The organism is Natrinema altunense (assembly GCF_000731985.1).
Lineage (GTDB): Archaea > Halobacteriota > Halobacteria > Halobacteriales > Natrialbaceae > Natrinema > Natrinema altunense.
Genome location: NZ_JNCS01000003.1, coordinates 54,498 through 76,773 on the forward strand (window position 1 = coordinate 54,498; position 22,276 = coordinate 76,773).

Genomic DNA, 22,276 nt, shown 5'->3' on the forward strand with positions numbered 1-22,276 from the left:
GTCCGCTCTCGCGGTCACTCCTCGAAGTCGATTTCCTCGTCCGTCGGTTCGTCGTGTTCCCGACGCCCGTTCGCGAACCAGCGGTCCGGTGTGGGCGTATACGTCGACTCACCGTCGGTCGACTCGCCGTACGTGTACGGGATTCCGGCTCGCTCCTCGCAGACGCGGGCCTCGAGATACGCCCGTGCCGCCCGTCGCGAGAGCGCTCCCATCTCGATGACGTCGCCGAGAGCCGTCTTGGTCGCACGAAACCAGACCCTGATCGTCCCCTCGTCGGCGGGCCGCGTCGGGACGAGCGCTCCGCGGCCGCCGTCGCGACCGGCACCCCACTCGAGCCAACAGACGCGATACGCCTCGACGCCGTAATCGTCCGCCGGGGCGACGAGAAAGAACGCCTCGTGGACGCAGGGCTCGAGGTGGTCCCGGAGGATTCGCTCGAGCGTGATCGAGTCCGCCAGCAGGGCCCCCTCGACCGCACCGTCCGCGAGGGGAGTCGTCGCCGTGATCGCGTCCGCGAGCGACAGCGTCTCACCGCCCCAGTGACTGTATCGCAGGTCGTAGAGGCGATCCGGCCGCCGGTAGGCGACGAGAGCTCTATGTCCCATCGGTCACCCGGTCGAAGCGGTGCGAATCGGGCCACTCGAGGTGCGAGCGGGAATGTGGTTCGATGCTCACGGCGGATCTGGTCGCGTGCCCGTACTTGAACCTGCGGACGGGAGCGGGGACCGACCACGACCGCGCTGCTCGGTGTGCTACCGGGAAAGCGGTCCTCCGCGATCGCACTCCGTCGAGCCGTCGAAGGCCGTCAACACCGACTGACGATCAGTTCGTGGGGCGTCGGCTCGCCGACCGGGCCGTCCGCATCGACCGACTGGTCGACGCGATAGATCGTCACCGACTCGACGCCGTCGTGGGCCTGCTCACAGAAGTACGATCCCGCGGCCTCACGCGCGGGTTCGCCCGCACCCTGTCCCTTCCGTCCGTACCGCTCCCAGAGCGTCGACGAATACCGCTCCGCGACGTCGGGCGGTCCGTCGAACGTCGCCGGTCCGCCGCGAACGAGATCGGTCGACTCCCCGGCCCCGTCGGTCGCTTCGACGACGTACCAACTGTACGTATCGGGCGGGTTCGGCGCGAAAAAGGCCCAACTCGAGCGCTCGAGAACGCTATCGTCGTCCGCACTCGGGTTATCAACCAGACCCGCTGCCACGATCTGCCAGCTCGCCGCGGCGAGGAACAGACAGACGAGCAGTGCCGTCGCGGCGAGTCGCGTGCCGCGTCGGACGCGCGGCGAGAGCACGGACCGGGAACTCGATCCAGCCTCGGTTCGCTCGTCGCCTAGCCGAAGCGCGCCGAGCCGGCGTGCGAGCCCGGTCGCCGAACCGAGGTGCTCGACTTGGTCCCAGACCGACGGCGGGAGAAAGACAACCAGAACGGAGACCATGATCAGCGGAAACAGTCCCAGACGCATCGTCGCTGCCATGCTGAGATGCGCACCGACGTAGGCGGCGACGGTCGCAGTTCGGAGCCGGCCGGTCGCGAGTACGAGCAGGACCGATGCCGAGAGAACGGCGACCCAGAGCCAGTTGATCGCGGTCAAGAGAGCGGGGTAGTCCGCGATTATCGGCCCCAGATAGCCGGTGAAGCTCTCGAGTCGGAAGATCCGCTGGACCGCGATTCCGGAGAGCCACTCGTCGCTCCGGAACTTGAGAACCGCGTTGATCGCGTAGATGACGACGACGTGCAAGAGGAGGAGAGCGGTCGCCGTCGAAACAACGCGCGGCTCGTCTCGGGTGTCACGAACGGTGTCCCCTTCGGGACGGCGAGGACTGATCGCCCACCGAGCGTCGAGGGGGAGCAGTGCCGCGAAAAGCAGCAACGAGATGAGGATCGTGTCACCGCCGTTGACGAGGTACGGATTGCGAGCGTGCAGCGACGCGAGGAGAAGCACCGATCCGACGGCTGCGAGTCGATGTCTGTAGCCGAGCAGCAGACACACCGCGAGAGCGCCGGTGACCGTGAGCAAAAGGGCTTGGACCCACACCGAGCCCGACAGGGCGTACAGCGACCAGCGTGCGAGCGTCGGTGACAGGTCTTCGAGGGCGGACCGCGGGAGGATTCCCGCGTCCGTATAGAATGTGACCAGTCCCGGAGCACGGAGGACGAGCAGATCGATCACGATAACAAGCCCCAGGCCGATCCGGAACGCGGCCAGCGCCCGCGGATCGATCCCGAGACGCGATCGGACGAGCGCCCGCACAGCGGTCCGCGTCGTCGCCGCGTCGCCGGTCGCAGTCGCGGGTTCGGACGGGGCTCCTGTCATGCGAGCTACCGAGTCGATCCCGAGTTGTGAACCGATATATAAGTACTTTCTCCTGACCGTCGCCGGCAGTGGACAGTAACTCACCGCGAACGCTCGAACACCGCCCGAGTACGCGGTCGATGACGGATACGACGCCGGCACCCCTGTACATCGGACGGAAAGGCGCGTGGGGCCGCATGCGGGGTCCGATAGGTCCACGACACGGACGGCGTCTCGAGCGAGGCGGCGGCCGAGAGCGGGCCGCAGTCACGGAGTCGCGCTCGCTCGTCGCTCGGCGCGGGTGGCGATCGCCTCGTTCATCGCGACGAACGCCCGTTCGACGCGGGCCGCGTCGAAGACAAGCGGGACGAACGCGCCGCGAACGGTTTCGCGCTGGAGCAGCCGCGTGCGCCGGCCGTCGGCGATCGGCTCGAGGTGAAACTCGTGGTAGCGGTCGAACGCGAACGGGACGACGAGCCGGTCGAGCCAGGCGAGTCGGCGGGTGGGTTCGACGGTGACGGCCATCGGGCCGTCGAGGAACCGACCGAGGTCGGCCGACGCGTCCCCGGTCCGTTGCATCGAGGGATCGACTGCAACCCCCTCGATCGTCCGGCTGATCGGGTCCCACTCGGGATACGTGTCGAAAGCGAGAAGGGCTTCCCAGACGACCGCGGGCGGCGCGTCGATCTCGATGAAGACCTCGACCTGATTCATGCAACCGTCTACCACGCTCAGCGGGATGGCTGTACCGGTCGAAATACCACCGGCGACGACAGACGAGGGAACGAGCAGACACCGCTCGAACATCGGCTCGCAACCCGTCAGCCGGTTTCCGGACTGTGGACGGCAGACGAGGCGCGACCGTCTCCCCCCTCGAACGGTGGCCGTCGGCCTAGGCGCTGTCGTTGAACCGCCGGTTCGTCGAGAGCGGCGCGTCGCCCGGCTCACCCCGGACGAAGTGGCCGGCCGGGTTGATCTCGCCGTCGCGCTCCATCGAGAGGAGTTCGACGAACCACGCCTCGTGTTCGATCTCCTCTTGCAGGATGCGCTGGGCCATGTCGTAGGTGCGCGGATCGACGCCGTGGGTCATGTCACAGATCTCCGACCACGTCCGAATGGCACAGCGTTCGGCCTCGAGCAGTACCTCGAGGATGCTCTCGGCGCTGAGCGAATCGGTATCGAACCCGCCGTCGCCGGCCATCGGGACCGGGAGCTCGGCGTCGGGACAGGAAGCCCGATCGGCGAACGCGCGAATGTCGTTGGGGAGCGCGCCGCCGAGTTCGTACACCCGCGGTGCGACCAACTCGAAGTGCGCCCGGTCCTCGAGACGGGCGTCCTCGGTGATCTCCTTGTAATCCTCGTGGCCGGCGAGGTGCATTCGCAGGTTCGTGTAGTAGTAGTACGTCGTGAATTCGGCACCGATCGCGTCGATCAGTTTCTCGCGCAGTTCCTCGGGCTCGAGTCCCCGTTCGCGAAGGACGGCCATGCCGACGCGCTCGCTCGTATCCCCTGCATCGACGGTGCCCGCCGCGTGTGGTTTGTCGTCTGACATCCACCGGACCACTCCCAGCACTCGCTGCATGAATCTTTGCTTGCAACTGCAGCCCACGAGCGTCGGGATTTCGTCGGACGTGCATCCGACAGGGTGACCGCAATATCCTTACTCGTCAGCCCCCGAAGGTCGCGTATGAACGGTTCGGATCGCGGTCTCTCGCGTCGTGCGTTCGTCCGCAGTGCCGTCGCCATCGGTGGTGCGAGCGCACTGTCCGCCTGTCTCCAGCGCGAGGAGCCCGAAGACGTCCCGCAGGCCGCTCTCGCGCCGGACGAACTCCCCGACCGCCAGCACGCCTGGAACGAGTTCCTCGCCACTGACGACCACGGGAACGTCGTCCCACCCGAACACCACCTCCTGCTCGGCCTCGAGTACGTCGGCGACGGCCCGGCCGAGGTCGAACGCGAGCGCGAGCGACTCGAGGCCGCCCTCCGAACCCTCGAACGGGCCTACAAGCGCGGGAACGAGGGGCTGGCGTTTACGATCGGCTACGGGCCGAACTACTTCGATCGGTTCGATACCGACCTCCCCGACGGCGTTGACCTGCCCGAGCCGGAAGCGCTCGCGCCGATCGAGGACCCGCAACTCGACGAGTACGACGCACTCGTCCATCTGGCCAGCGACTACGGCCACGTCACGCTCAGCGCCGAGGAGGCCCTGAAGGGCGACCTCGACGAACTGAACGGCCTCGAGGTCGAGGGGTCGCTCACGGGGGTCTTCGACGTGGCCGAGCGCCGGACGGGATTCATCGGCCGCGGCCTCCCGGCGGACAACCAGGCCGGCGTCAGCGGCATCCCCGACGGCGAACCCGTTCCGGAGGACGCACCGCTGTTCATGGGGTTCAAGTCGGGGTTCAGGAAGACCCAGGCCAGCGAGGACCGCGTGACGATCGGCGAGGGGCCGTTCGCCGGCGGCACGACGATTCACCTCTCGAAGATCCAGTTGCACCTCCACCAGTGGTACGAACAGGACAGCCGCGACCAGCGCGTCGCCAAGATGTTCTCCCCGACCCACGCCGAGGACGGACTCGTCGAGGGGGCCGGCCACAATCTCGGCGACTCGAGTCGGGTCGCCGAAGTCGGCGGGAGCGCGGCCGACGACGCGCGAAACGAGGGAACGGTCGGCCACGCCCAGAAAGCCGCCCGTGCCCGCGAAGACGGGGCTCCGATCATCCTCAGACGGGATTTCGACTCGACCGACGACGACCGGGCGGCCCTCCACTTCCTCTCCCTGCAGCGCTCGATCGAGGACTTCGTGACGACGCGGCGGGCGATGACCGGCAGCGACCTCACCGAGGGATCGGTCAACTCGCGGACGAACAACGGTATCCTCCAGTACATCAGCGTCCGCAACCGAGCGAACTACCTCGTGCCACCGCGGGACCGTCGCGCCCTGCCCGCGCCGAATCCGGCATAGCGGCTCGGGTCGGCACCGCCGTGCTCGAGGCACGGTTCGATCGGGGTCGGTAATCGGCCCCTCGAACGAACCGCTCGACCACGAGGCTCGTGGCCGGGCCGCCGAAACCCGTCTTAGGCGTCCGGGCTGTGGGTCCGGGTCCCGGCGGCTGCGAGGTCGTCGAACAGCGCCGCGGCGTCGTCGGACAGCGGATAGGCGTCGTGATAGGGATCGATCTCGCGATCGGTTCCCGAGACGGACTGCACGGCGTCCGCGACCCGTTCGTAGCTCTCGTCGACGATGTCCCGGACGAGCACGGGCAATCCGGCCCGTTCGCACAGTTCAGTGGCGGCGGCCCGCCCCGCCCAGACCGTTTCGGCCTCGATATCGACGAAAAAGAGCGCGAAGGGGGTGTCGCCGAACTGGGCCGCGAGGAACGCCTGTGCGGCCGGGTCGTCCCACGGAACGACGCCGACGGACTCGAGGCGTCGCATCGCGGTCGAGGCCGCCGAGCAGAAGGGACAGTCGCCGTCGTAGAGCAGGAGCCCCGTGAACTGCGGTTCGGGCATACCGTCCGGTACGCCGCGGGAGCGGAAAACGTTCGGTGGGGCAGGTGCCGGGACCGGTGTGGTCGACCCGCGTTCGTCCCTACTCGAGTTTCGACCGCCCCGGCGGCTTGTCGTGGTCGGCACGATGCCGGAGCAGTGCCTCGGACTGTTCGACCTCGATGACGCAGTCCGATCGGGGGCGAGCGACGCAAGTGAGAACGAAGTTCGCCGCCTCGTCCGACGGGTAGTATCGCTTGGCCTGACTGTGATCCACCTCGCCGGAGCGGAGTTTTGCACCGCAGGTGATACACCATCCTTGCTGGCAATCCGCCGACAGCCAGAGGTCCGCAGCGCGGGCCGCCGCGAGGATCGACTGATCCTCGCGGACCGCGACAGTTCGGGACTCGCCCGCGGCGTCGAGGTCGGCGTCCTCGGGGACGCGGAGTTCGACCTCCCAAGTCGTGGGGGCAGTCACGGGCTCAGGTACGCTCGGGTCCGAGAAAGGCCTGTGGCCGGACGACGGCAAGCCGGGGGCCAACGGACCCGACCGCCGGGTTCGGCGCGACACCGATCCACGGCGTCGTCCTCTCCGGCTCCGACCTATCGGAACGACTCCGTCAGCGTCGTCCCCTTCCCGGGTGGGAAGGGTATCTCGACCGACAGGTGTCAGCGTTCGCGTCGTCACTCGAGTCGCCGGCGCGAGGCCGGAAGGCGCTTGCCCGACCTATTTCGGCGCGGTGACCGTCCGGTCCGTATGACGGCCATCGCAATCACCGGCGCATCGGGAACCGTCGGCAGGGAAGCCATCGCGGCGTTTCCGGACGACGACCACGTACTCACGTGCTTCTCACACAGCGAGACCGACGACCTCGACACCCAGCCCCTCGAGATCAGGGATCGCGAGGCGTTCGCGAACGCGCTCGAGGGCCAGGACGTGTTGCTCCACCTCGCGGCGAACCCGTCGCCGCGAGCCGAGTGGGACGAGGTGCGAGGACCGAACGTCGACGGCGTCTACAACGCGTTCGAAGCGGCGATCGAGCACGACCTCCAGCGGGTGGTCTTCGCGAGTTCGAACCACGCGGTCAACATGCGAAACGCCGTCTCGGGAATCCGGCCGGAGTCGACGGTGGGCCGTCCGGCCGTCGTCCGACCCGACGATCCGGCGGACCCCGACACCTACTACGGCGTCACCAAGGTGTTCGGCGAGGCCTTGGGATCGTACTACGCGAAGCGCCACGGCCTCGAGGTGGTGAACCTGCGGATCGGCTGGCTGCTCACCCGAGACGACCTCCGACGGGAGTGTCGCGACCGGGACGGCGCTGGCGAGCGCTACGCCCGCGCGATGTGGTTGAGTCCCGACGACTGCCGACGGCTGCTCAACGCGGCCGTGACGGCGACCCTCGGCGGGTCGCCCCTGACCGCACACGGTATCTCCGCCAACGCCGAACGGTTCCTCTCGCTGTCCGAGACGATGCGCGATCTCGGCTATCGACCACGAGACGACGCCGAGGCGGTTCTGAACGACGGATGAGGTGATCCGGCAGCGGACGAGGCGACCGCGACTCCACCTCGTCCGCGGTCCGTCCCCGACGACAGTATATCAACACAACAGAACGAATATGGTATCGCGGCCGCGTACGGGATGTATGGCCCGCGACTCACCATCGGACGACGCGATCATCGCTGCGGCGGACGTCGTCGACGTCCTTCGCCAGTTCGGCCTCTCCGACGAGGAGATCGTCGGCGGCGCGATCGAAGCCCCCGATTCGATACGCGACGCGACGAAAGCGGTCGCCGTCGACGGGGCCGTCGTACGGGGACTCGGTACCGGTGGCGACCCCGACCGCGCGAAAACCGGGACGGTACAGGGCGTCCTGAGCGAGAGCGGCCGCGGCGTGACCGTGGACAACACGTACCACCACAAACGCACCCTCGAGGTCCCGCTCGACAGAGCGCTGGCCGAGTTCGGGTACGGGTTCGAATTTCGGAGCGTCGGGAGCGACGAGTGGATCGAACCCGAGCACCCCGATCATCCCAGAGCGTTCCGGCTGGTCGTAGTCGACGATGCGAACGACCCCGTTGCGACGGCCGCGTTTCGATATCCGCCGACCGACGGCGCGCATCCGAGTCGCCTGTGTCGAGCCCTCGGGACGGCACTGAACGACACCGTTCTCGCCGCGATCGACGTCCGCATGCTCCTCCTCGACGACGGGAGCGGATCGTTCAAGTGGGTCGTCGTCGATCGGGAGACGCTCGAGACGCTGGCGTCGGCGTACGGGCCGACGCTTGCGGTGTTCGGGGAGCCGCTCGTGCGGCGCGGGCCGGAGTACAAATACGGCTTCCGGGAGATCGACCGGTCCGCCGCGGTCGATCATCAATCCGAATTCGGGGTTCCAGAACCCGAGAAGACGTTCGCGATCGAACGGGCGTACGACCTGTAGGGGACGTCGCGTCGTCGCTCGACCGTTTCACCACGGAAATGACAGGTAGTGAGACTGCCGACATCGGTGTCGCGGCCGCTCGAGGGGATCGAAAGACGGAATACCGACACGTTCGTAGCCGAGCACATGTCAGTCAAGGTGTCCGAGTCGACGGGCTACGGGCCGAACACCCAGATGTCACTGTTCGGCTATATCATGGCCGCAGTGCTCGTGGTCGTTCTCATCCCGTTGATCCCCGTTCTCGTTCCCGTCTGGATTCTCTGGAAAGTGTTCGTCGCGGACGAGGAGTTCGAGCACAGCTTCGAAACCTGGCGTCGCGAGTCCGGGCGCACTGGCTCGGGCCGTCACGATTCCGCCGAACCGGACGCCGAAGACGACGACTCCGAACCCGCAGATGCCGACGCTGCAGACGCCGAGTCCGACCGAACGGCCGCGGAGTCCTAACGCCGGCCCGGTAGGGTCCCGCTCGAGTGTCCCGTCCGGCTATAGTAGCCACTGAAACGATTCACACACTGACCGCAACGTCATCATGCGGTCAGGTGCGCATTGACTTTCAGGGGCTACTATAGTCGTCGGTACGCGCCGCCGCGACGAGGTCGGACGGCGGCCCGCCCGGACGGTCGTCGCGGTCGTGGGGAGCCTCGAAGTCCAGGTCGGGGCCGCGAGCGACGATCCGGTGTGGGTTCACGTCGGGGTGGGTCGTGTAGTAGTGTTCTTTGATGTGAGCCATGTTCACCGTCCCGGCAACGCCAGGGGTCTGATACAGATCCCGCAGATACGGCCAGAGGTTGTCGTACTCGCGGATGTACTGGACGTTACACATGAAGTGCGTGTGGTAGACGGTATCGAACCGGACGAGCGTCGTGAACATCGCGATATCCGCTTCGGTCAGCCGATCGCCGGCGAGGTAGCGCCGGTCCGCGAGCACCTCGTCCCAGCGGTCGAGGGCCGAAAAGAGGTCGTCGACCGCCTCGTCGTAGGGCCCCTGTTCCGTGGCGAACCCGGCCCGATAGACGCCGTTGTTGATCGGTTCGTAGATATCGTCGATGACCCGGTCGACCTCGTCGCGGTATCCCTCGGGATAGAGATCGACGTCTCGGGACGCGACGTCGTCGAACTCGGTGTCGAGCATTCGCATGATCTCCGCGGACTCGTTGTTGACGATGGTCTCCTCCTCCGTGTCCCAGAGGACCGGGACCGTTACGCGACAGGTCGCGTCCGGGTCCGCACGCACGTACAACTCCCGGAGGAAATCGGCGTCGTGGCGATGATCGCGCGTACAGCCCTCCTTGTCGGGTGTGAACTGCCAGCCGTCCGCGTCGCGGTACGGATCGACGATCGAGACGGAAATCGCGTCCTCGAGGCCTTTCAGCGCCCGCGTTATCAGCGTTCGGTGAGCCCACGGACAGGCGTAGGAGGCGTAGAGGTGATACCGGCCGGCCTCGGGCCGGAACCGAGCATCGGGATCGTCCCGAACCTCGTCCCGGAAGGGGGTCGTCTGGCGTTCGAACGAGCCGTCGTCGTCGGTCGACTCGTAGGCGTCGGTCCGCCATTCGCCGTCGACGAGCATATTCATACACGAACGGAGGGCGGCTGGATACAAATGGTCTCGCTAACACTCGTGTCACCGGGCTCGCAGGGCGGTACGCGTTCGCTCCGGTATCGGGTATCCAGCGACTCACAGAATCAGGCTCACGATCGAATACCCTACCCCGAGAACGACGAGGGAGATTCCCTCGAGGCGGGTAAGCCGCCGTCCGGTGGCGAGCACGATCGTGGTGAACACGGTTAGGACGCCCAGCCACGTCAACGCGACGAAGACGGCCGGGTCGACGGTGAGCGGCCGGAACACTGCGGCGATCCCCAGCACGCCGACGACGTTGAAAATGTTCGATCCGATGATGTTCCCTGCGGCGATACTGACGTCGTCCCCGCGAGCGGCCACGACGGAGGTCACGAGTTCCGGTATCGAGGTGCCGGCCGCGACGACCGTCACACCGATCGCCCACTCCGAGACGCCGGCGGCGAGGGCGAGTCCGACCGCCGAATCGACCAGGACGCGCCCCCCGACGATGACGAGGACGAGACCGACGAGGATGCGTCCTCCCTCGATACCGATACGAACGTCGTGTCGGTCACGCTCGGCGAGAGCGGTCGTACCGCCGTCGATCGGTTTCGACCGCCCGCCGTCTCCGTCGGTCGCCGCTCGAATCGCGAACCAGAGCACACCGAGATAGCACGTCAGGACAACGAGGAGTATCGCCCCCTCGAGTCGCGAAACGCTGCCGTCGGCGAGGACGGCGGCTGCGACGATCGTCGATCCCGCCATCGCGAGCACGTCGCGGTGGAGTAACGGTTCCGTCACGCGAAACGGCGTGATGACGGCGACGAGACCGAGGATCACGCCGATGTTGAACACGTTCGAACCGACGACGTTTCCCACCGCGACGTCACCCCGACCCTCGACTGCGGCCCCGGTCGAGACTACGATTTCCGGCGCTGACGTCCCGAACGCGACGACCGTGAGGCCGACGACGAGTGCGGACACGCCCGCCGCACTGGCGAGTCTAGATGCGCCGGTCACGAGCGATCGTGCGCCGAGCCACAGAGCGAGGGCGGCGATGCCAAACAGAAGGATGTCTTCGAGGAGCACCATCGATAGCAGTCGCTTTTCGGACGACTGGCCAAAAATGGCGGGCACGCAGCGGTCAGATCTCCCGCACGGATCGACCGGAGGCACAAGCGTTTAAGCGGTCCGAGTGAGCACTCGAGGTATGGCAGACGACGGGGATCGGCACCGCCAGAGCCGCCTGTTCACGGACGATGACGGCGCGTTCGACGCCGACCGTGCACGGGAGGAATCCCTGCCGGTCGAAGACGGCGAGGTGATCGATACCGACGACCTGGCCGACCACCAGCGCTACGTCGAGGGACGCGGGATCTACGACGAGCGCAATCGGGTGAACGACCTCACGGGCAAGGAGTGGAAATACGCCACGAAGTCCGTGATCGCCGAGGGCTACCCGCCCGCGGTCCAGCACGAGCGGCGCAGCGAACACGGCGGCCAGAAACCCCCGCGGCTCTGTGCGGACCTGATCGGTCGGTTCAGCAAGGCCGGCGACACCGTCCTCGACCCCTTCGCCGGCGTCGGCGGCACCCTGCTCGGGGCGAGTTTCTGCGAACACGAGGGGACCGGCCTGCGGGACGCAATCGGATTCGAACGGACCGAACGCTGGGTCGATCTCTACCGGGAGGTTCTCGAGGCGGAAAACGACGAGCGCCGCGATCGCGGCGACCCGCCCCTCGCCGAGCAAGACATGCGACACGGGGACTGCGTCGAGTTACTCGACGACATCCCCGACGACTCCGTCGACCTCCTGCTGACCGACGTTCCGTACTGGCACATGGACGAACTCGAGCAGACGCGCAACGAGCGCGAAACGCGCGAGAGCAAGTTGGGGTCGTTCGACGGTGCCGAGGCCAGTGACGCGACTGCCGACACCGATGCGGACGACGGAGGCGGCGGCGAGCGAACGAAAGCCGAGTGGCTCACCGACATGGCCGACAAGTTCGACCGGTTCACCGACGCCGTCACGCCCGATGGTCACGTCGTCGTCTTCATCGGCGACATGTACCGCGAGCAGTCCTACGAGTTCCTCTCGGCGGACCTCGCGCGGGCGATCGAGTCGACCGCCCCGCTCACCCTCGCGGCGAACCTGATCTGGTACGATCCGACGAAGGACCTCCACGTCTACGGCTACCCCTTCTCGTTCGTCCCCTCCATGGTTCACCAGAACGTCCTCGTCTTCCGTCTCGAGGACGGGGAGTGACACCGTGGAGTACGACCGAATCGTTTCTGCCGGCCGCCGAACGGCGAGTGACGTCCGACGGGTGGGTCGGATGTCCACTGCGGACGGGGTGACACCGGCCGAGTCTGACTCCCGTCTGTCGGTCGTCTGACGCGGTTTTATTGGGCCCCAGCGTGACGAAAGGAATAGGCGCGCGACGGTCTCCCCACCCCTCCCCCATCCAGCCGTCTGCGCGCCTACTCCCGTTCCTCTCCCCCCCTTTTGATACTGGCAGGTGAACGATAGCCGCCCGATCGAAACCCGATCGAGTGCAGCGGTCCGCTCGATCAGGCGTTCGTGGGCAACAGAGTCGACCGAACGTCGTCCGCGCGATCGCTTTCGATGATGAGCGCGACTTCGTCGCCGATCTCGAGTTCGGTCCCCGGAAGCGGAATCGTCAGCGACTCGCGGGCACGACCGTGGGCGTAGATCCGCGCGGCCTCGGGCAAGTCGAGTTCGCTCATTCGCTTGCCGACCGCCGGCGATCCCTCCCGGATCTCGAGGACGGTCAACTGGAGGTTCGCGGCGAGGTCGGCGACGACGTTGAAGTCGCCGCCGAGCAGGGCCGTCTTCGCGCCGGCAGCTCCGAGCCGTTCGGGATAGATGATCTCGTCGACCTCCTCGGCGTACTTCTCGTAGATGTCCTCGCGGTAGTCCTCGTCGATCCGCAGAACGGTCCGACAGTCGTGGTGCGTGCCAACCATACAGGCCGCGAAGTTGGCGTTGAGATCGGGCGTGAACGTGCCGATCGCGTCGGCGCTCTCGATACCGGCGTCGACGAGGACGTCCTCGTCGGCACCGTCGCCCCGGACCGTCTCGAGCGCGTCGTCGCTGGCGCGCTCGATGCGGTCCATGTCGTTGTCGACGATGACGACCTCGTGGCCCTCTTCGGCGAGGATCGTTGCCGTCCGCGAGCCGACTCGGCCGTAACCCACGATGACAAACCTCATGATACCATGGTACGCGCCCCGAGGTCAAATACGTTGGTCCGGCTGGCACTCGTCGCACTCCAGGCGATCGGAGCCCGCTCGAGCGGACTCGAGTTCGGTTCGCGTTCCACATCTATACACGATTGTGATTATATATTGCCCCGATGCGGACAAGAACGCTTAACTAATCGGTGTGGTTATGCTCGGACATCCAATATGGGGGCACTCGCAGCGTTCTTCGGCTTCGACGAACACGATACCGACCTCGAGACGGAATCGATCGCGGGGTTGACGACGTTCCTGGCGATGTCGTACATCATCGTCGTCAATCCGGCCATTCTCGGCGAGGCGATCACACTGGAGGGCTACAGTTCGGGCGAGGTCACACAGATGATCACCGTCGCGACGATCCTCTCCTCGGCGGTCGCCATCTTCGTGATGGCGTTTTGGGCGAACAGGCCGTTCGGCCTCGCGCCCGGGATGGGGCTGAACGCCTTTTTCGCGTACACGGTCGTCCTCGGGCTCGGCGTCCCGTGGCAGGTCGCGCTCGCGGCCGTCTTCGTCGAGGGAGTCGTCTTCATCTTTCTGACCGCTATCGGCGCGCGACGGTACATCATCGAACTGTTCCCCGAACCGGTCAAGTTCGCCGTGGGGGCCGGGATCGGCGTCTATCTGCTCTTTTTGGGCCTCCAGGAGATGCAGATCGTCGTGGACGATCCGGAAACGCTCGTCAGTCTGGGAAACGTCGCGACGAGCGCCGTCGCCGCGCTCTCGGTCGCGGGGCTCGCGCTGATGCTCGTCCTCCACGCACGGGGTATCCGCGGATCGATCGTCATCGGGATCGTCGCGACGGCCGTTACCGGCTGGGCGTTGACGGCCGTCGACGTCGTCGCCCCGGGGACGCTCACGCCGCCCGGTAGCTACGAACAGGTCACCGAGGAGGGGCTCCTGAGCCTGATCGCGAACGTACAGTACGACTTCACGCCGCTGATCGCCGGCTTCGTCGACGGCCTCGGGATGATTACCGAGGACCCGCTCGTCTTCGTCCTGGTCGTCTTTACGTTCTTCTTCGTCGACTTCTTCGACACGGCCGGGACCCTCATCGGCGTCTCGCAGATCGGCGGCTTCCTCGACGAGGAGGGCGACCTTCCCGAAATCGAAAAGCCCCTGATGGCGGACGCGATCGGTACCACGGTCGGGGCGATGATCGGCACCTCGACGGTGACCACGTTCATCGAATCCTCGACCGGCGTCGAAGAGGGTGGGCGAACCGGGTTCACCGCCCTCGTCGTCGGCCTCCTCTTCGTGCTGTCCCTGCTCGTCGTGCCGCTGATCAGCGCCATTCCGCAGTACGCCTCCTATCTCGCGCTTGTCGTCGTCGGCATCATCATGCTTCAGGGCGTCACTGACATCGACTGGCAGCACCCCGCCTGGGCCATCGCCGGCGGACTGACGATCACGGTCATGCCGATGACCGCGTCGATCTCGAACGGCCTCGCGGCCGGTATCATGAGCTACCCGCTCGTCAAAGGTGCCATGGGCGAAGCCGACGACGTATCGACCGGCCAGTGGGCGCTCGCGCTCGCGTTCGTCCTCTACTTCGTCGTCTACTTCGCCGTCGACGCCGGCATGGTCTCGTTCTGACGGCTGCCGTCGAGTGCCGGTTTCGGCGACCCCGCCGATCCACTCGCGGTCCCCGCGATCCCGGCAACCATCCGGTCGACCGGTGACCTGATACGTCTTCCGCGGCAAGGTCCTCGCATGGCAGACATCACGATGTACGAACTCCCCGGCTGTCCGTACTGCGCGAAGGTCCGCTCGAAGCTCGACGAGCTCGAGCTCGAGTACGATGTCATCGAGGTCCCTCGATCGCACGACGAGCGGACGGCAGTCGAGAAGGTCAGCGGCCAGACCGGCGTTCCGGTCATCACCGACGAGGCCAACGGCGTCGAGGGAATGAACGAGAGCGACGACATCGTCGACTACCTCGAGGAGACCTACGGCAGCGGCGCGGCGTAACCCCTGCAGTCGATCGCGTTCGGATGCCCGACGGCGGGTCCGGAGCGAGACCGGAATCCTCTCGGACCCACTAAAACAGACCCGTACACAGGCTGCACAGCGTGAGGACGGGATAGCCGATCGCGACGGCGACGGCGACAAACAGCACTCCATCGGCCGCCGTGGTGACGGTCGTGCCGTAGTTGAACGCGAGCCCGAGTCCAGCCATGAACCCGACGAGGAGTCCACGACGTGCGCTGACGACATCGACGGCGGAATTCGGCTTCATTGGTACTAACTGAGTCGCCGACGTTAGTTCATGCAACCGGCGCGAGCCCCTGTCAGGCCGCCTCTTCGTGCTCGGAACGCTCCCGGATGACGTCCCGGAGGTCGTCGGCGTTCCGGAACGTCTCGAGTTCGTCGCGCTCGACCAGTGCGGTGCCGTCGACGGACTCCTGTTTCGCCCGGTCGACGACGTAGACGGATCGCGTCCGCATAACCTGCCCGATCGAACTCATGATACGGGCGCGTTTCTCCGCGGCCTTCGTGAACTTCGAGTGACCGGTCAGGACGATCTCGCTGTCGTCCTCGTCCTCGCTAACCGCCGTGAACGGCGAGCGGGCCGTCGGGTGGACGCTGTAGCCGGCCCGCGTGAGGACGGCGACGACCTGTTCGTCGTCCGGGTCCGCTTCGGGATCGGCCGGCGTTGCCTCGCTCTCGTGGACATCGTCGGCTCCCTCGAGGACGTCGACCGGACTCGTCAGCGGCGCGTCGAACATCTCCTCGAGGGCCATCGCGATCTCGACGGACGCGTTCATCCCGTCTTCGTACTTCGAGACGGTCCGTCGGGAGACGCCGAGTTCGCTGGCGAGTTGGCCGAGGCTCCAGTCACGGTCCTCGCGCTCGTCGGCCAACAGATCGCCATCGATGTTGACGTAGAGGCCACCGGGGGCGGCATAGATCAGCGGCGGGACCTCCTCGATGAAGAGGTTGTACGCCGTGTCGGGGCTGAAAACCGGAACGCCGTGTCGGAAGTAGACGACGTCGGGTTTCAGGTCCTCGTCGCGGCTGCGCAGGCCGATGACCAATGGCGTCGCATTGAGGTAGGTCCCCAGGCGTCGCATCTCGTGGCCGGTCGCCTCGTTGAACGCGTCGATGTTCGCGAGGATCTTGAGGAGGATCAGATCCTCGCCGCGCCGGGCGGCGATATCGAAGCTCTTCGGCCGGATCGCACACCGATCACTCACCATGAATCCCGCGTCCTCTAACATCGCGGTCACGTTACCGACAAGTGCGGAGCGGGACATAGGGGGTTGTAAGCGATTCCTCCTATAAGACATTTTCCCCGGGCATCCGTGTGCCGTGTCGCGATTGGGCGCTGTACCGGGAGTATACTTATATACGGGTTGCCCCGGCTCGGCGATGCCCCGCTCCCGCTGGTCGTAGTGGAGACCGCTCTGTGCCGCTTCAGGCACCCTATCGGATCTTCTCTGTCGAAACGGGATACCCCGACCGGGAACGAGGCACCGCGGATCCCGCTGGCGGTACCGTCGGATCCGTTCGGGTCGCTGCTATCTCGGCGATTCGGCCCTCGATCACCCGGCACCCGTCCAGTTGGTCCCCCTACTGGCTAGCGTAGCGCAGAACCCACATCGAAAGAGGGAAACTCGCTGCAATCAATCCGTATACCCCACCCATGAGAGGGTCGATATCGAGCGATGGAGCCAAAAGATATCCCGTACTAAACCCGAGTGGATCGAGAATGAGTGCGAGAATCACGATTTGTTGTTGGAACGGTTTGGACTGTAACCAACGGAACATACTGTGAGAGGCAACTAGAGTATCGGTGTGAAGTGTTTTTTGAAGTTAAGTAACGTGCAGGAAGGATGCGTTCGGATCCGCCCTGTCCGAATCGAAACGTTCAGTTTCATACATCAGAATCGAGGTCGACGAAGCGGTCGAGCGAATCGATCACCACGGTATCGTCATAGAGGCCCAACACGATCCGAACTCCGAAGCCCGAATCGCCTTTGAAGATCCGAGCGGATACGTGATCGAACCGTTCGATCCCGACGACCAGCGCCGACCGCGAGAGTTCGGCCGCTCCCGAAAAGTGTTACCCGTTCCCCAGCCAAGCATCGTCGATGACCGTCGTCGGCCTCGACGATACCGACTCGCGCGAACACGGGATGTGTACGACGTACGTCGCTGCGCGGATCGCCGAGCAACTGCGTCGGAGCGGGTGGTCGGTCCATCGAGTTCTCCTCGTTCGGCTCAACCCCGCCGTCGAGTACAAGACGCGGGGCAACGCCGCGCTGGCGATCCACACGGACTGCGATCCCGCCCGCGCGTTCACGATCGCTCGCGACCGCCTCGAGTCGCTGGCTGAAACCGACGACGACCGGACGAACCCCGGACTGGTCGTGGCCGACCGCGCACCCGAGGCGGGCGCGATCCCCGCCGACGTGCATCGATTCACGCGCACGGCGATCCGCGACCACCTCGAGCCGGCCGCCGCCGCGGCTCTGATCGAACGCCACGGCTATCGGTCGTGGCACGCCGGCGACGGCCGCGGCCGGATCGGGGCGCTGGCCGCGATCGGCTCCTGGGCGGCGCTCGAGGAGTGGACCTACGAATACATCTCGTATCGCGAACCCGACCGCTGGGGAACACCCCGTGACGTGAACCACGAGAGCGTCTTCGCCGCGGCCGATCGCGGCTATCCCTCGGTGTGGGACACCGTCGACCGCGGCGAGGAAGAGACCGTCTGCGTCCCCCACACGCCCGGCCCCATCCTGCACGGCATCCGCGGCGACGATCCCGATGCGGTCCGTGCGGTCGCCGACCGAATCGAGAGCGAGCCCGTTGCCGGGGGGCGGCTGTTCGTGACCAACCAGGGGACGGACGTCCACCTCCGGGACGGTTCGATCGGCACCGTCGAGGACGGACGGGCCTACCGCGTCGAGGGGCGAGTCGCGAGCGAGCCCGAAACGCGTCGCGGCGGCCACGTGTTCGTCGACATCGAACCGCCGGCCGCCGACGGCGACCGGGCGGCCGAGCGGCTCAGTTGCGCGGCGTTCGAGCCGACGAAGCGGTTCCGCGATCGCGTGCGAGCGCTCCGCCTCGGCGATCGGATCACCGCCTGCGGCGAGGTCGCCGACGGCACGCTCAAACTCGAGAAGATCGCCGTCCGCGACCTCGTTCGGACCGAGCGGGTAACGCCGATCTGTCCCGACTGCGAGCGAACGATGGAGAGCGCCGGTCGGAAGCAGGGGTATCGCTGCCGAGAGTGCGAAACCAGCGCGTCGGAGCGAGCCGAGCAACCGCTCGAGCGCGACCTCGAAAACGGCTGGTACGAGGTTCCGCCGTGTGCGCGACGCCACATCGCGAAGCCCCTCGTTCGGGGCGGGTTCGATGCGCCGACGCATCCGGAGCGGTGACGCCGAACCACACGGCCGGTTGCGTTTCGGGGGACGAGACGCCAACGGATCGATCGGACCCGTCGGACCACGGCGGGCGGCGATCAGCGGACGGTGACGCCACGCCGAGCGAGGAACTCGCTTACCGCCTTGATTTCGACGGGACTGCCGATGATGCGGCAGTAGTCTTCTCCCTCCGGGACGACGGTGACGGTGAACTCGTCGTCGAGCTGCGACTCGAGCCCCTCGAGTGCCTCCCGTGGCAGGACGATCTGGGTACTGTCACGCAGCCGCGACGCGTTCGGCATAGGTATCGTATCCCCGGCCGGTCGTTTATGTGTGTCGAAGTCCCGTTTCTATCGGTAATGGAACCGAGTGGTCGGGCCCGAACTCGACGAGTCGCCCCGCTGTAACCCACCGTGGAGTGGCCCCGGGGGCTGTCTTCATCACTGCCGATTGGGCCATACTGGCGCTAGCATGCAGCCCAGCTATGTACCACGGTAGCATATGGCAATATAGTCTCCCCTCGAGCACCCGGGGGCGACTAAGAACGACGGACGAAATCCAGGACCATCGGGGGGAGACTCGGCGTCGGATCGTGTCGCGAGCGATCACCGAATCCGTCGACGAACCGACTGCACTCTCAGGTGCATTCGGCGGTCACGACTCCGTTCGGGAGGAACCGACCGACAATACCTTTTCCAGCCGACGACGGCTCGACAACGAGAGACGCGAGCGGTGCGTGAAGATGTCCAGACGCACCAGGGCGTACTCGTCCGCCATCTCGTCGCGCCGTGGGTCGGGACTCAATCCGTTCCGTAGACGGTCACCGTCCGCGTGTCGCTCGCGTGCGGCGACCGCACCATCACCGGGAACACGTCGTCGTTGGTCACGGGATAGGTCTCGTAGCCGAGCGAGACGGTCGTGGTCTCGCCGGGAGCGAGGCTCACGCTCGCGCCGTCGACGACCTCGGGCGTTCGTCCGACCACGAGTTCGACATCGTGCGTTCCGGCGCTGTCACCAACGTTCTCGATGGCAGCAGTGACCGAGAGCCACTCGCCGCCGTTGACCGGTGCGTTCGTTCCGGTAATCGAAACCGCGAACGTCGACTGCCCGTTCCCGCCGCCGTTCCGTCCGTAGACGAGCACCGTCTGCGAAGCGGTATCGTCACCCGTCCGGATGTAGACGGGGAATTCGTCGTCGTTGTTCACGGGATAGGTCTCGTAGCCGAGCGAGACGGTCGCGGTCTCGCCCGTCCCGACGGTTACCGACTGCGTGTCGACCGTCGTCGGATCGTGACCCACGACGAGTTCGACCTCACGACCGGCCGGGCCGTCACCCGTGTTCGATAGCGTCGCCGTCACCTCGAGCCACTCGCCGCCCGTCACGGGCGCGTTCGTCTCGAGGTCGGTCACCTCGAGGTGGCCCTGTGATCCACCGTCTTCGGTCCCGATGACCGTAACGTCGGTCACCGACGTGTCGTCGCGCGTTTCGACGCGGGCGGGGAACGTCTGCGTGTTGCGGACGGTCGCAGTCGCGAACTCGAGTGACACGGTCTCGGCGTGGCCCGTAAACACCGCGACCGTCTCGCTGTCGACGTGCGTGGGGTCGTGGCCGACGATCAGGTCGACCTCGACGTCGACGAACCCGTGATACGTGGCATTGCCCTCGGGTTCGACGTCGGCGGCGACGACGAGATCGTCGCCCGCTCGAACCGGCGCGTTCGTTCCGGTGATCGAGACGGTCCGGAACGCAGCGACCGACGGCCCGTCGGTCCGTGCGGCCGTCAGTCGGCCGTCGCGGCAGGCGACCCACGCGATCATCGGATAGCCGCCGATGAACCAGATGGCGTTCCCCCCGGTCGTCGCGTACGTCGTCGTCGCCGTCGCTCCCGACAGGTCAGTTCGATCGACGTACGTGGCGTTGCGCCCCTCCTGCCAGAAGAGCCGGTGAAGCCGCCCGGAGTCGTCGGCCGCCGACGCCGTCACATCGACCTCGTCGCGGACCGTGATCGTGGCGTTCGGACCGGGATCACACGTCACGTCGAGGGTCGGAGCCGCCGGTGCGCGGGACGTAACGTCGACCGTCCAGGAAACGGTCGTTCCATCGACCGTGACGCTTACGTCGTGGGTCCCCGACTCGTCGAACCGTCCGTAGGCGGCCGGGTGCCCCGTAATATGGGTGTAGCTCCAGAACGGCGCGTTCGGTTCGATCGCTCCCCCCTCCGATCCGTCGACCTCCCAATCGTTCGCCGTCGGATCGACGCCCGGCGTCGCCGCCACTTCGAACCCGATTCGGTCGCCGGGTCGAACGGCTGTCTCGCTCTCCACCGGATGAACGCGCTCGAGGGCGACCGTCTGGGCCGTCCCGACGCCCGTCGTCGCGAGGGCACCCACGCTACTCCCCACTGCCGTAACGTACTCGCGCCGTCGCATAGGATGTCATACGTTCTATAGGACGGTATAGCTAACACAACGTTGGCGATACGAACACGGCCGAGGAAACGAGTGTCCGGTTCGAGAGGAGAACGGTGGCGATGTCGCCGTCCAGATCGAGTTCCGCTCGAGACGACGGCGATCGACGCGCGGTCGGCCCGACCGACCGCGGCGTCGCCAACGTATGTCTCGAAAGGGTTTTTCGGCCCGGCCGGTTGCATACTGACAAATGGGGCTCGAGGATGAAATCGAGGCAATCGAAGACGAAATAGCCAATACGCCCTACAACAAGTCGACTGAGGCCCACATCGGCCGGCTGAAGTCCAAGCTCGCGGAGAAAAAGGAGAAACTCGAGAAACAGCAGTCCGGATCGGGCGGCGGTGGCGGCTATTCCGTCGAGAAACACGGCGACGCGACGGTCGCGCTGGTCGGATTCCCGAGCGTCGGCAAGTCGTCGCTGCTGAACTCGCTGACAAACGCCGAGAGCGAGACGGGGTCCTACGAGTTCACGACGCTCGACGTCAACCCGGGGATGTTGAACCACCGTGGCGCGAACATCCAACTGCTCGACGTTCCGGGACTGATCGAGGGTGCGGCGGCGGGCAAAGGCGGCGGCCAGCAGGTGCTGGCGGTCGTCCGCAACGCCGACCTCATCATCTTCATGCTCTCGGTGTTCGAGATCGAGCAGTACGATCGGCTGCGAGAGGAACTGTACGACATCAACATCCGCGTCGATCAGGAGCCCCCGCAGGTCACGGTCCGCCCGAAGATCAAAGACGGCATCAAGATCACCTCGAGCACCGACCAGGACTTAGACGAGAAGACGATCAAGGACGTCCTCCGCGAGCACGGCTACGTCAACGCCGATCTGAATCTCCAGGAGAACGTCTCCATCGATCGGCTGGTCGACGGCCTGATGGAGAACCGGGAGTACATTCCCTCGATTACCTGCGTCAACAAGGTCGACTTGATCGATCCCGACTACAAGGAGACGGTCGACGAGCAGTTGCGCCAGCGCGACCTGGACCCCGAGGCAGTCACCTTCATCAGCGCCGAGGAGGAGAAAGGGCTCGACGTGCTCAAAGACCGCATCTGGAAGCGGCTCGGACTGATCCGGGTCTACATGGACAAACCCGGCCGCGGTATCGACTGGGAGGAACCGCTCGTCGTCGAGCAAGGGACCACCGTCGGTGAGGCCGTCGAGAAACTCGGCGGCGAGATGGAAGAGCGGTTCCGGTTCGCCCGCGTGACCGGTCCCAGCGCGGCCCACGACCAACAGCAGGTGGGGAAGGACCACGTGCTCGAGGACGAGGACGTGCTGAAACTGATTCTGCGACGCTAGTCCTGGACGGTCGCCCCGTTCACGACACGTCACCCGACGGCTCGGCTGCCGCTCGGATCGGTCCGCA

General features: G+C 66.0%; 23 protein-coding genes. 9 read left to right on the forward strand and 14 right to left on the reverse strand.

What is annotated here, in order from left to right; all coding sequences use genetic code 11:
- Nucleotides 1–14: 14 nt before the first annotated feature.
- The 4 genes from ALTAJ2_RS07160 to dps all read right to left on the reverse strand — a co-directional run bounded on the left by ALTAJ2_RS07160 (nucleotide 15) and on the right by dps (nucleotide 3,854).
- A complete protein-coding gene (locus ALTAJ2_RS07160) occupies nucleotides 15–605 on the reverse strand; it encodes a DUF6735 family protein (RefSeq protein ID WP_007109298.1) in 591 nt (196 codons plus the stop codon).
- A 200-nt stretch (nucleotides 606–805) separates the two neighbouring features.
- The gene (locus tag ALTAJ2_RS07165; RefSeq protein WP_007109297.1) at nucleotides 806–2,323 is read right to left on the reverse strand and encodes an HTTM domain-containing protein; all 1,518 of its coding nucleotides are present in this window, start codon (nucleotides 2,321–2,323) and stop codon (nucleotides 806–808) included.
- Nucleotides 2,324–2,569: 246 nt separating this feature from the next.
- Entirely contained in the window at nucleotides 2,570–3,016 is a 447-nt protein-coding gene (locus ALTAJ2_RS07170) for an SRPBCC domain-containing protein (protein WP_049900322.1), read from the reverse strand.
- A 178-nt stretch (nucleotides 3,017–3,194) separates the two neighbouring features.
- On the reverse strand, nucleotides 3,195–3,854 hold the full coding sequence (gene dps / locus ALTAJ2_RS07175) for a DNA protection during starvation protein (RefSeq protein WP_007109295.1): 660 nt from the start codon (nucleotides 3,852–3,854) through the stop codon (nucleotides 3,195–3,197).
- Nucleotides 3,855–3,989: 135 nt separating this feature from the next.
- On the opposite strand from dps, the gene ALTAJ2_RS07180 reads away from it, so the two are divergent.
- Nucleotides 3,990–5,270 carry a DUF7405 family protein gene (locus ALTAJ2_RS07180; RefSeq protein ID WP_007109294.1) on the forward strand — a complete coding sequence of 427 codons (1,281 nt, stop codon included), beginning with the start codon at nucleotides 3,990–3,992 and terminating at the stop codon, nucleotides 5,268–5,270.
- Between the two features lie 113 nt (nucleotides 5,271–5,383).
- Here ALTAJ2_RS07180 and ALTAJ2_RS07185 read toward each other — a convergent pair whose 3' ends face one another.
- The gene (locus tag ALTAJ2_RS07185) at nucleotides 5,384–5,818 is read right to left on the reverse strand and encodes a thiol-disulfide oxidoreductase DCC family protein (RefSeq protein ID WP_007109293.1); all 435 of its coding nucleotides are present in this window, start codon (nucleotides 5,816–5,818) and stop codon (nucleotides 5,384–5,386) included.
- Between the two features lie 79 nt (nucleotides 5,819–5,897).
- Nucleotides 5,898–6,272 carry a 2Fe-2S iron-sulfur cluster-binding protein gene (locus ALTAJ2_RS07190; protein ID WP_007109292.1) on the reverse strand — a complete coding sequence of 125 codons (375 nt, stop codon included), beginning with the start codon at nucleotides 6,270–6,272 and terminating at the stop codon, nucleotides 5,898–5,900.
- A 279-nt stretch (nucleotides 6,273–6,551) separates the two neighbouring features.
- Here ALTAJ2_RS07190 and ALTAJ2_RS07195 point away from each other — a divergent pair, with 279 nt between their 5' ends.
- The 3 genes from ALTAJ2_RS07195 to ALTAJ2_RS07205 all read left to right on the forward strand — a co-directional run bounded on the left by ALTAJ2_RS07195 (nucleotide 6,552) and on the right by ALTAJ2_RS07205 (nucleotide 8,682).
- Complete coding sequence (locus ALTAJ2_RS07195) at nucleotides 6,552–7,328, forward strand: NAD-dependent epimerase/dehydratase family protein (protein WP_007109291.1); 777 nt, start codon at nucleotides 6,552–6,554, stop codon at nucleotides 7,326–7,328.
- A 115-nt stretch (nucleotides 7,329–7,443) separates the two neighbouring features.
- Nucleotides 7,444–8,238, forward strand: a complete 795-nt coding sequence (locus ALTAJ2_RS07200; protein WP_007109290.1) for a hypothetical protein — start codon at nucleotides 7,444–7,446, stop codon at nucleotides 8,236–8,238.
- Nucleotides 8,239–8,364: 126 nt separating this feature from the next.
- Nucleotides 8,365–8,682, forward strand: a complete 318-nt coding sequence (locus ALTAJ2_RS07205; protein ID WP_049900360.1) for a DUF7535 family protein — start codon at nucleotides 8,365–8,367, stop codon at nucleotides 8,680–8,682.
- Between the two features lie 109 nt (nucleotides 8,683–8,791).
- On the opposite strand, the gene ALTAJ2_RS07210 is transcribed toward ALTAJ2_RS07205, so the two are convergent.
- Together ALTAJ2_RS07210 and ALTAJ2_RS07215 are read right to left on the reverse strand one after the other, a co-directional pair.
- Complete coding sequence (locus tag ALTAJ2_RS07210) at nucleotides 8,792–9,814, reverse strand: glutathione S-transferase family protein (RefSeq protein ID WP_049900319.1); 1,023 nt, start codon at nucleotides 9,812–9,814, stop codon at nucleotides 8,792–8,794.
- A 102-nt stretch (nucleotides 9,815–9,916) separates the two neighbouring features.
- Complete coding sequence (locus ALTAJ2_RS07215; RefSeq protein WP_007109287.1) at nucleotides 9,917–10,894, reverse strand: calcium/sodium antiporter; 978 nt, start codon at nucleotides 10,892–10,894, stop codon at nucleotides 9,917–9,919.
- A gap of 118 nt (nucleotides 10,895–11,012) precedes the next feature.
- Between ALTAJ2_RS07215 and ALTAJ2_RS07220 the strand changes: the two genes are divergently transcribed.
- Nucleotides 11,013–12,068, forward strand: coding sequence for a DNA methyltransferase (locus ALTAJ2_RS07220; RefSeq protein ID WP_007109286.1), 1,056 nt, complete (start codon nucleotides 11,013–11,015; stop codon nucleotides 12,066–12,068).
- 305 nt (nucleotides 12,069–12,373) lie between these two features.
- Here ALTAJ2_RS07220 and ALTAJ2_RS07225 read toward each other — a convergent pair whose 3' ends face one another.
- Nucleotides 12,374–13,036: a potassium channel family protein gene (locus ALTAJ2_RS07225; protein WP_007109285.1), complete on the reverse strand. Its 663-nt coding sequence runs from the start codon at nucleotides 13,034–13,036 to the stop codon at nucleotides 12,374–12,376.
- A 195-nt stretch (nucleotides 13,037–13,231) separates the two neighbouring features.
- Here ALTAJ2_RS07225 and ALTAJ2_RS07230 point away from each other — a divergent pair, with 195 nt between their 5' ends.
- On the forward strand, nucleotides 13,232–14,659 hold the full coding sequence (locus ALTAJ2_RS07230) for an NCS2 family permease (RefSeq protein WP_007109284.1): 1,428 nt from the start codon (nucleotides 13,232–13,234) through the stop codon (nucleotides 14,657–14,659).
- Between the two features lie 117 nt (nucleotides 14,660–14,776).
- Entirely contained in the window at nucleotides 14,777–15,034 is a 258-nt protein-coding gene (locus tag ALTAJ2_RS07235; RefSeq protein ID WP_007109283.1) for a glutathione S-transferase N-terminal domain-containing protein, read from the forward strand.
- Between the two features lie 70 nt (nucleotides 15,035–15,104).
- Here ALTAJ2_RS07235 and ALTAJ2_RS07240 read toward each other — a convergent pair whose 3' ends face one another.
- From ALTAJ2_RS07240 to ALTAJ2_RS20415, 3 genes are all read right to left on the reverse strand, one after another.
- On the reverse strand, nucleotides 15,105–15,302 hold the full coding sequence (locus ALTAJ2_RS07240; protein WP_007109282.1) for a hypothetical protein: 198 nt from the start codon (nucleotides 15,300–15,302) through the stop codon (nucleotides 15,105–15,107).
- A 52-nt stretch (nucleotides 15,303–15,354) separates the two neighbouring features.
- Entirely contained in the window at nucleotides 15,355–16,320 is a 966-nt protein-coding gene (locus ALTAJ2_RS07245) for a transcriptional regulator (protein WP_050031442.1), read from the reverse strand.
- 316 nt (nucleotides 16,321–16,636) lie between these two features.
- Complete coding sequence (locus ALTAJ2_RS20415; RefSeq protein WP_049900316.1) at nucleotides 16,637–16,834, reverse strand: hypothetical protein; 198 nt, start codon at nucleotides 16,832–16,834, stop codon at nucleotides 16,637–16,639.
- A gap of 323 nt (nucleotides 16,835–17,157) precedes the next feature.
- On the opposite strand from ALTAJ2_RS20415, the gene ALTAJ2_RS07255 reads away from it, so the two are divergent.
- Nucleotides 17,158–18,453, forward strand: coding sequence for a tRNA(Ile)(2)-agmatinylcytidine synthase (locus tag ALTAJ2_RS07255; RefSeq protein WP_007109281.1), 1,296 nt, complete (start codon nucleotides 17,158–17,160; stop codon nucleotides 18,451–18,453).
- Between the two features lie 83 nt (nucleotides 18,454–18,536).
- Here the strand turns inward: ALTAJ2_RS07255 and ALTAJ2_RS07260 are convergent, their stop codons facing one another.
- On the reverse strand, nucleotides 18,537–18,740 hold the full coding sequence (locus ALTAJ2_RS07260; protein WP_007109280.1) for a VNG_1110C family protein: 204 nt from the start codon (nucleotides 18,738–18,740) through the stop codon (nucleotides 18,537–18,539).
- Nucleotides 18,741–19,238: 498 nt separating this feature from the next.
- On the reverse strand, nucleotides 19,239–20,867 hold the full coding sequence (locus ALTAJ2_RS07265) for a hypothetical protein (RefSeq protein WP_007109279.1): 1,629 nt from the start codon (nucleotides 20,865–20,867) through the stop codon (nucleotides 19,239–19,241).
- Nucleotides 20,868–21,096: 229 nt separating this feature from the next.
- Here ALTAJ2_RS07265 and ALTAJ2_RS07270 point away from each other — a divergent pair, with 229 nt between their 5' ends.
- Nucleotides 21,097–22,209 carry an OBG GTPase family GTP-binding protein gene (locus tag ALTAJ2_RS07270; protein ID WP_007109278.1) on the forward strand — a complete coding sequence of 371 codons (1,113 nt, stop codon included), beginning with the start codon at nucleotides 21,097–21,099 and terminating at the stop codon, nucleotides 22,207–22,209.
- Nucleotides 22,210–22,276: the final 67 nt, after the last annotated feature.

Bases quoted from the DNA above. Each gene is read 5' to 3' on its own strand.
- ALTAJ2_RS07160 (WP_007109298.1), bottom strand. From the start codon at position 605: ATGGGACATAGAGCTCTCGTCGCCTACCGGCGGCCGGATCGCCTCTAC.
- ALTAJ2_RS07205 (WP_049900360.1), top strand. From the start codon at position 8,365: ATGTCAGTCAAGGTGTCCGAGTCGACGGGCTACGGGCCGAACACCCAG.
- ALTAJ2_RS07180 (WP_007109294.1), top strand. From the start codon at position 3,990: ATGAACGGTTCGGATCGCGGTCTCTCGCGTCGTGCGTTCGTCCGCAGT.
- ALTAJ2_RS07165 (WP_007109297.1), bottom strand. From the start codon at position 2,323: ATGACAGGAGCCCCGTCCGAACCCGCGACTGCGACCGGCGACGCGGCG.
- ALTAJ2_RS07260 (WP_007109280.1), bottom strand. From the start codon at position 18,740: ATGCCGAACGCGTCGCGGCTGCGTGACAGTACCCAGATCGTCCTGCCA.
- ALTAJ2_RS07215 (WP_007109287.1), bottom strand. From the start codon at position 10,894: ATGGTGCTCCTCGAAGACATCCTTCTGTTTGGCATCGCCGCCCTCGCT.
- ALTAJ2_RS07185 (WP_007109293.1), bottom strand. From the start codon at position 5,818: ATGCCCGAACCGCAGTTCACGGGGCTCCTGCTCTACGACGGCGACTGT.
- ALTAJ2_RS07195 (WP_007109291.1), top strand. From the start codon at position 6,552: ATGACGGCCATCGCAATCACCGGCGCATCGGGAACCGTCGGCAGGGAA.
- ALTAJ2_RS07225 (WP_007109285.1), bottom strand. From the start codon at position 13,036: ATGAGGTTTGTCATCGTGGGTTACGGCCGAGTCGGCTCGCGGACGGCA.
- ALTAJ2_RS07230 (WP_007109284.1), top strand. From the start codon at position 13,232: ATGGGGGCACTCGCAGCGTTCTTCGGCTTCGACGAACACGATACCGAC.
- ALTAJ2_RS07245 (WP_050031442.1), bottom strand. From the start codon at position 16,320: ATGTCCCGCTCCGCACTTGTCGGTAACGTGACCGCGATGTTAGAGGAC.
- ALTAJ2_RS07270 (WP_007109278.1), top strand. From the start codon at position 21,097: ATGGGGCTCGAGGATGAAATCGAGGCAATCGAAGACGAAATAGCCAAT.
- ALTAJ2_RS20415 (WP_049900316.1), bottom strand. From the start codon at position 16,834: ATGTTCCGTTGGTTACAGTCCAAACCGTTCCAACAACAAATCGTGATT.
- dps (WP_007109295.1), bottom strand. From the start codon at position 3,854: ATGTCAGACGACAAACCACACGCGGCGGGCACCGTCGATGCAGGGGAT.
- ALTAJ2_RS07240 (WP_007109282.1), bottom strand. From the start codon at position 15,302: ATGAAGCCGAATTCCGCCGTCGATGTCGTCAGCGCACGTCGTGGACTC.
- ALTAJ2_RS07235 (WP_007109283.1), top strand. From the start codon at position 14,777: ATGGCAGACATCACGATGTACGAACTCCCCGGCTGTCCGTACTGCGCG.
- ALTAJ2_RS07255 (WP_007109281.1), top strand. From the start codon at position 17,158: ATGACCGTCGTCGGCCTCGACGATACCGACTCGCGCGAACACGGGATG.
- ALTAJ2_RS07265 (WP_007109279.1), bottom strand. From the start codon at position 20,867: ATGCGACGGCGCGAGTACGTTACGGCAGTGGGGAGTAGCGTGGGTGCC.
- ALTAJ2_RS07200 (WP_007109290.1), top strand. From the start codon at position 7,444: ATGGCCCGCGACTCACCATCGGACGACGCGATCATCGCTGCGGCGGAC.
- ALTAJ2_RS07220 (WP_007109286.1), top strand. From the start codon at position 11,013: ATGGCAGACGACGGGGATCGGCACCGCCAGAGCCGCCTGTTCACGGAC.
- ALTAJ2_RS07210 (WP_049900319.1), bottom strand. From the start codon at position 9,814: ATGAATATGCTCGTCGACGGCGAATGGCGGACCGACGCCTACGAGTCG.
- ALTAJ2_RS07170 (WP_049900322.1), bottom strand. From the start codon at position 3,016: ATGAATCAGGTCGAGGTCTTCATCGAGATCGACGCGCCGCCCGCGGTC.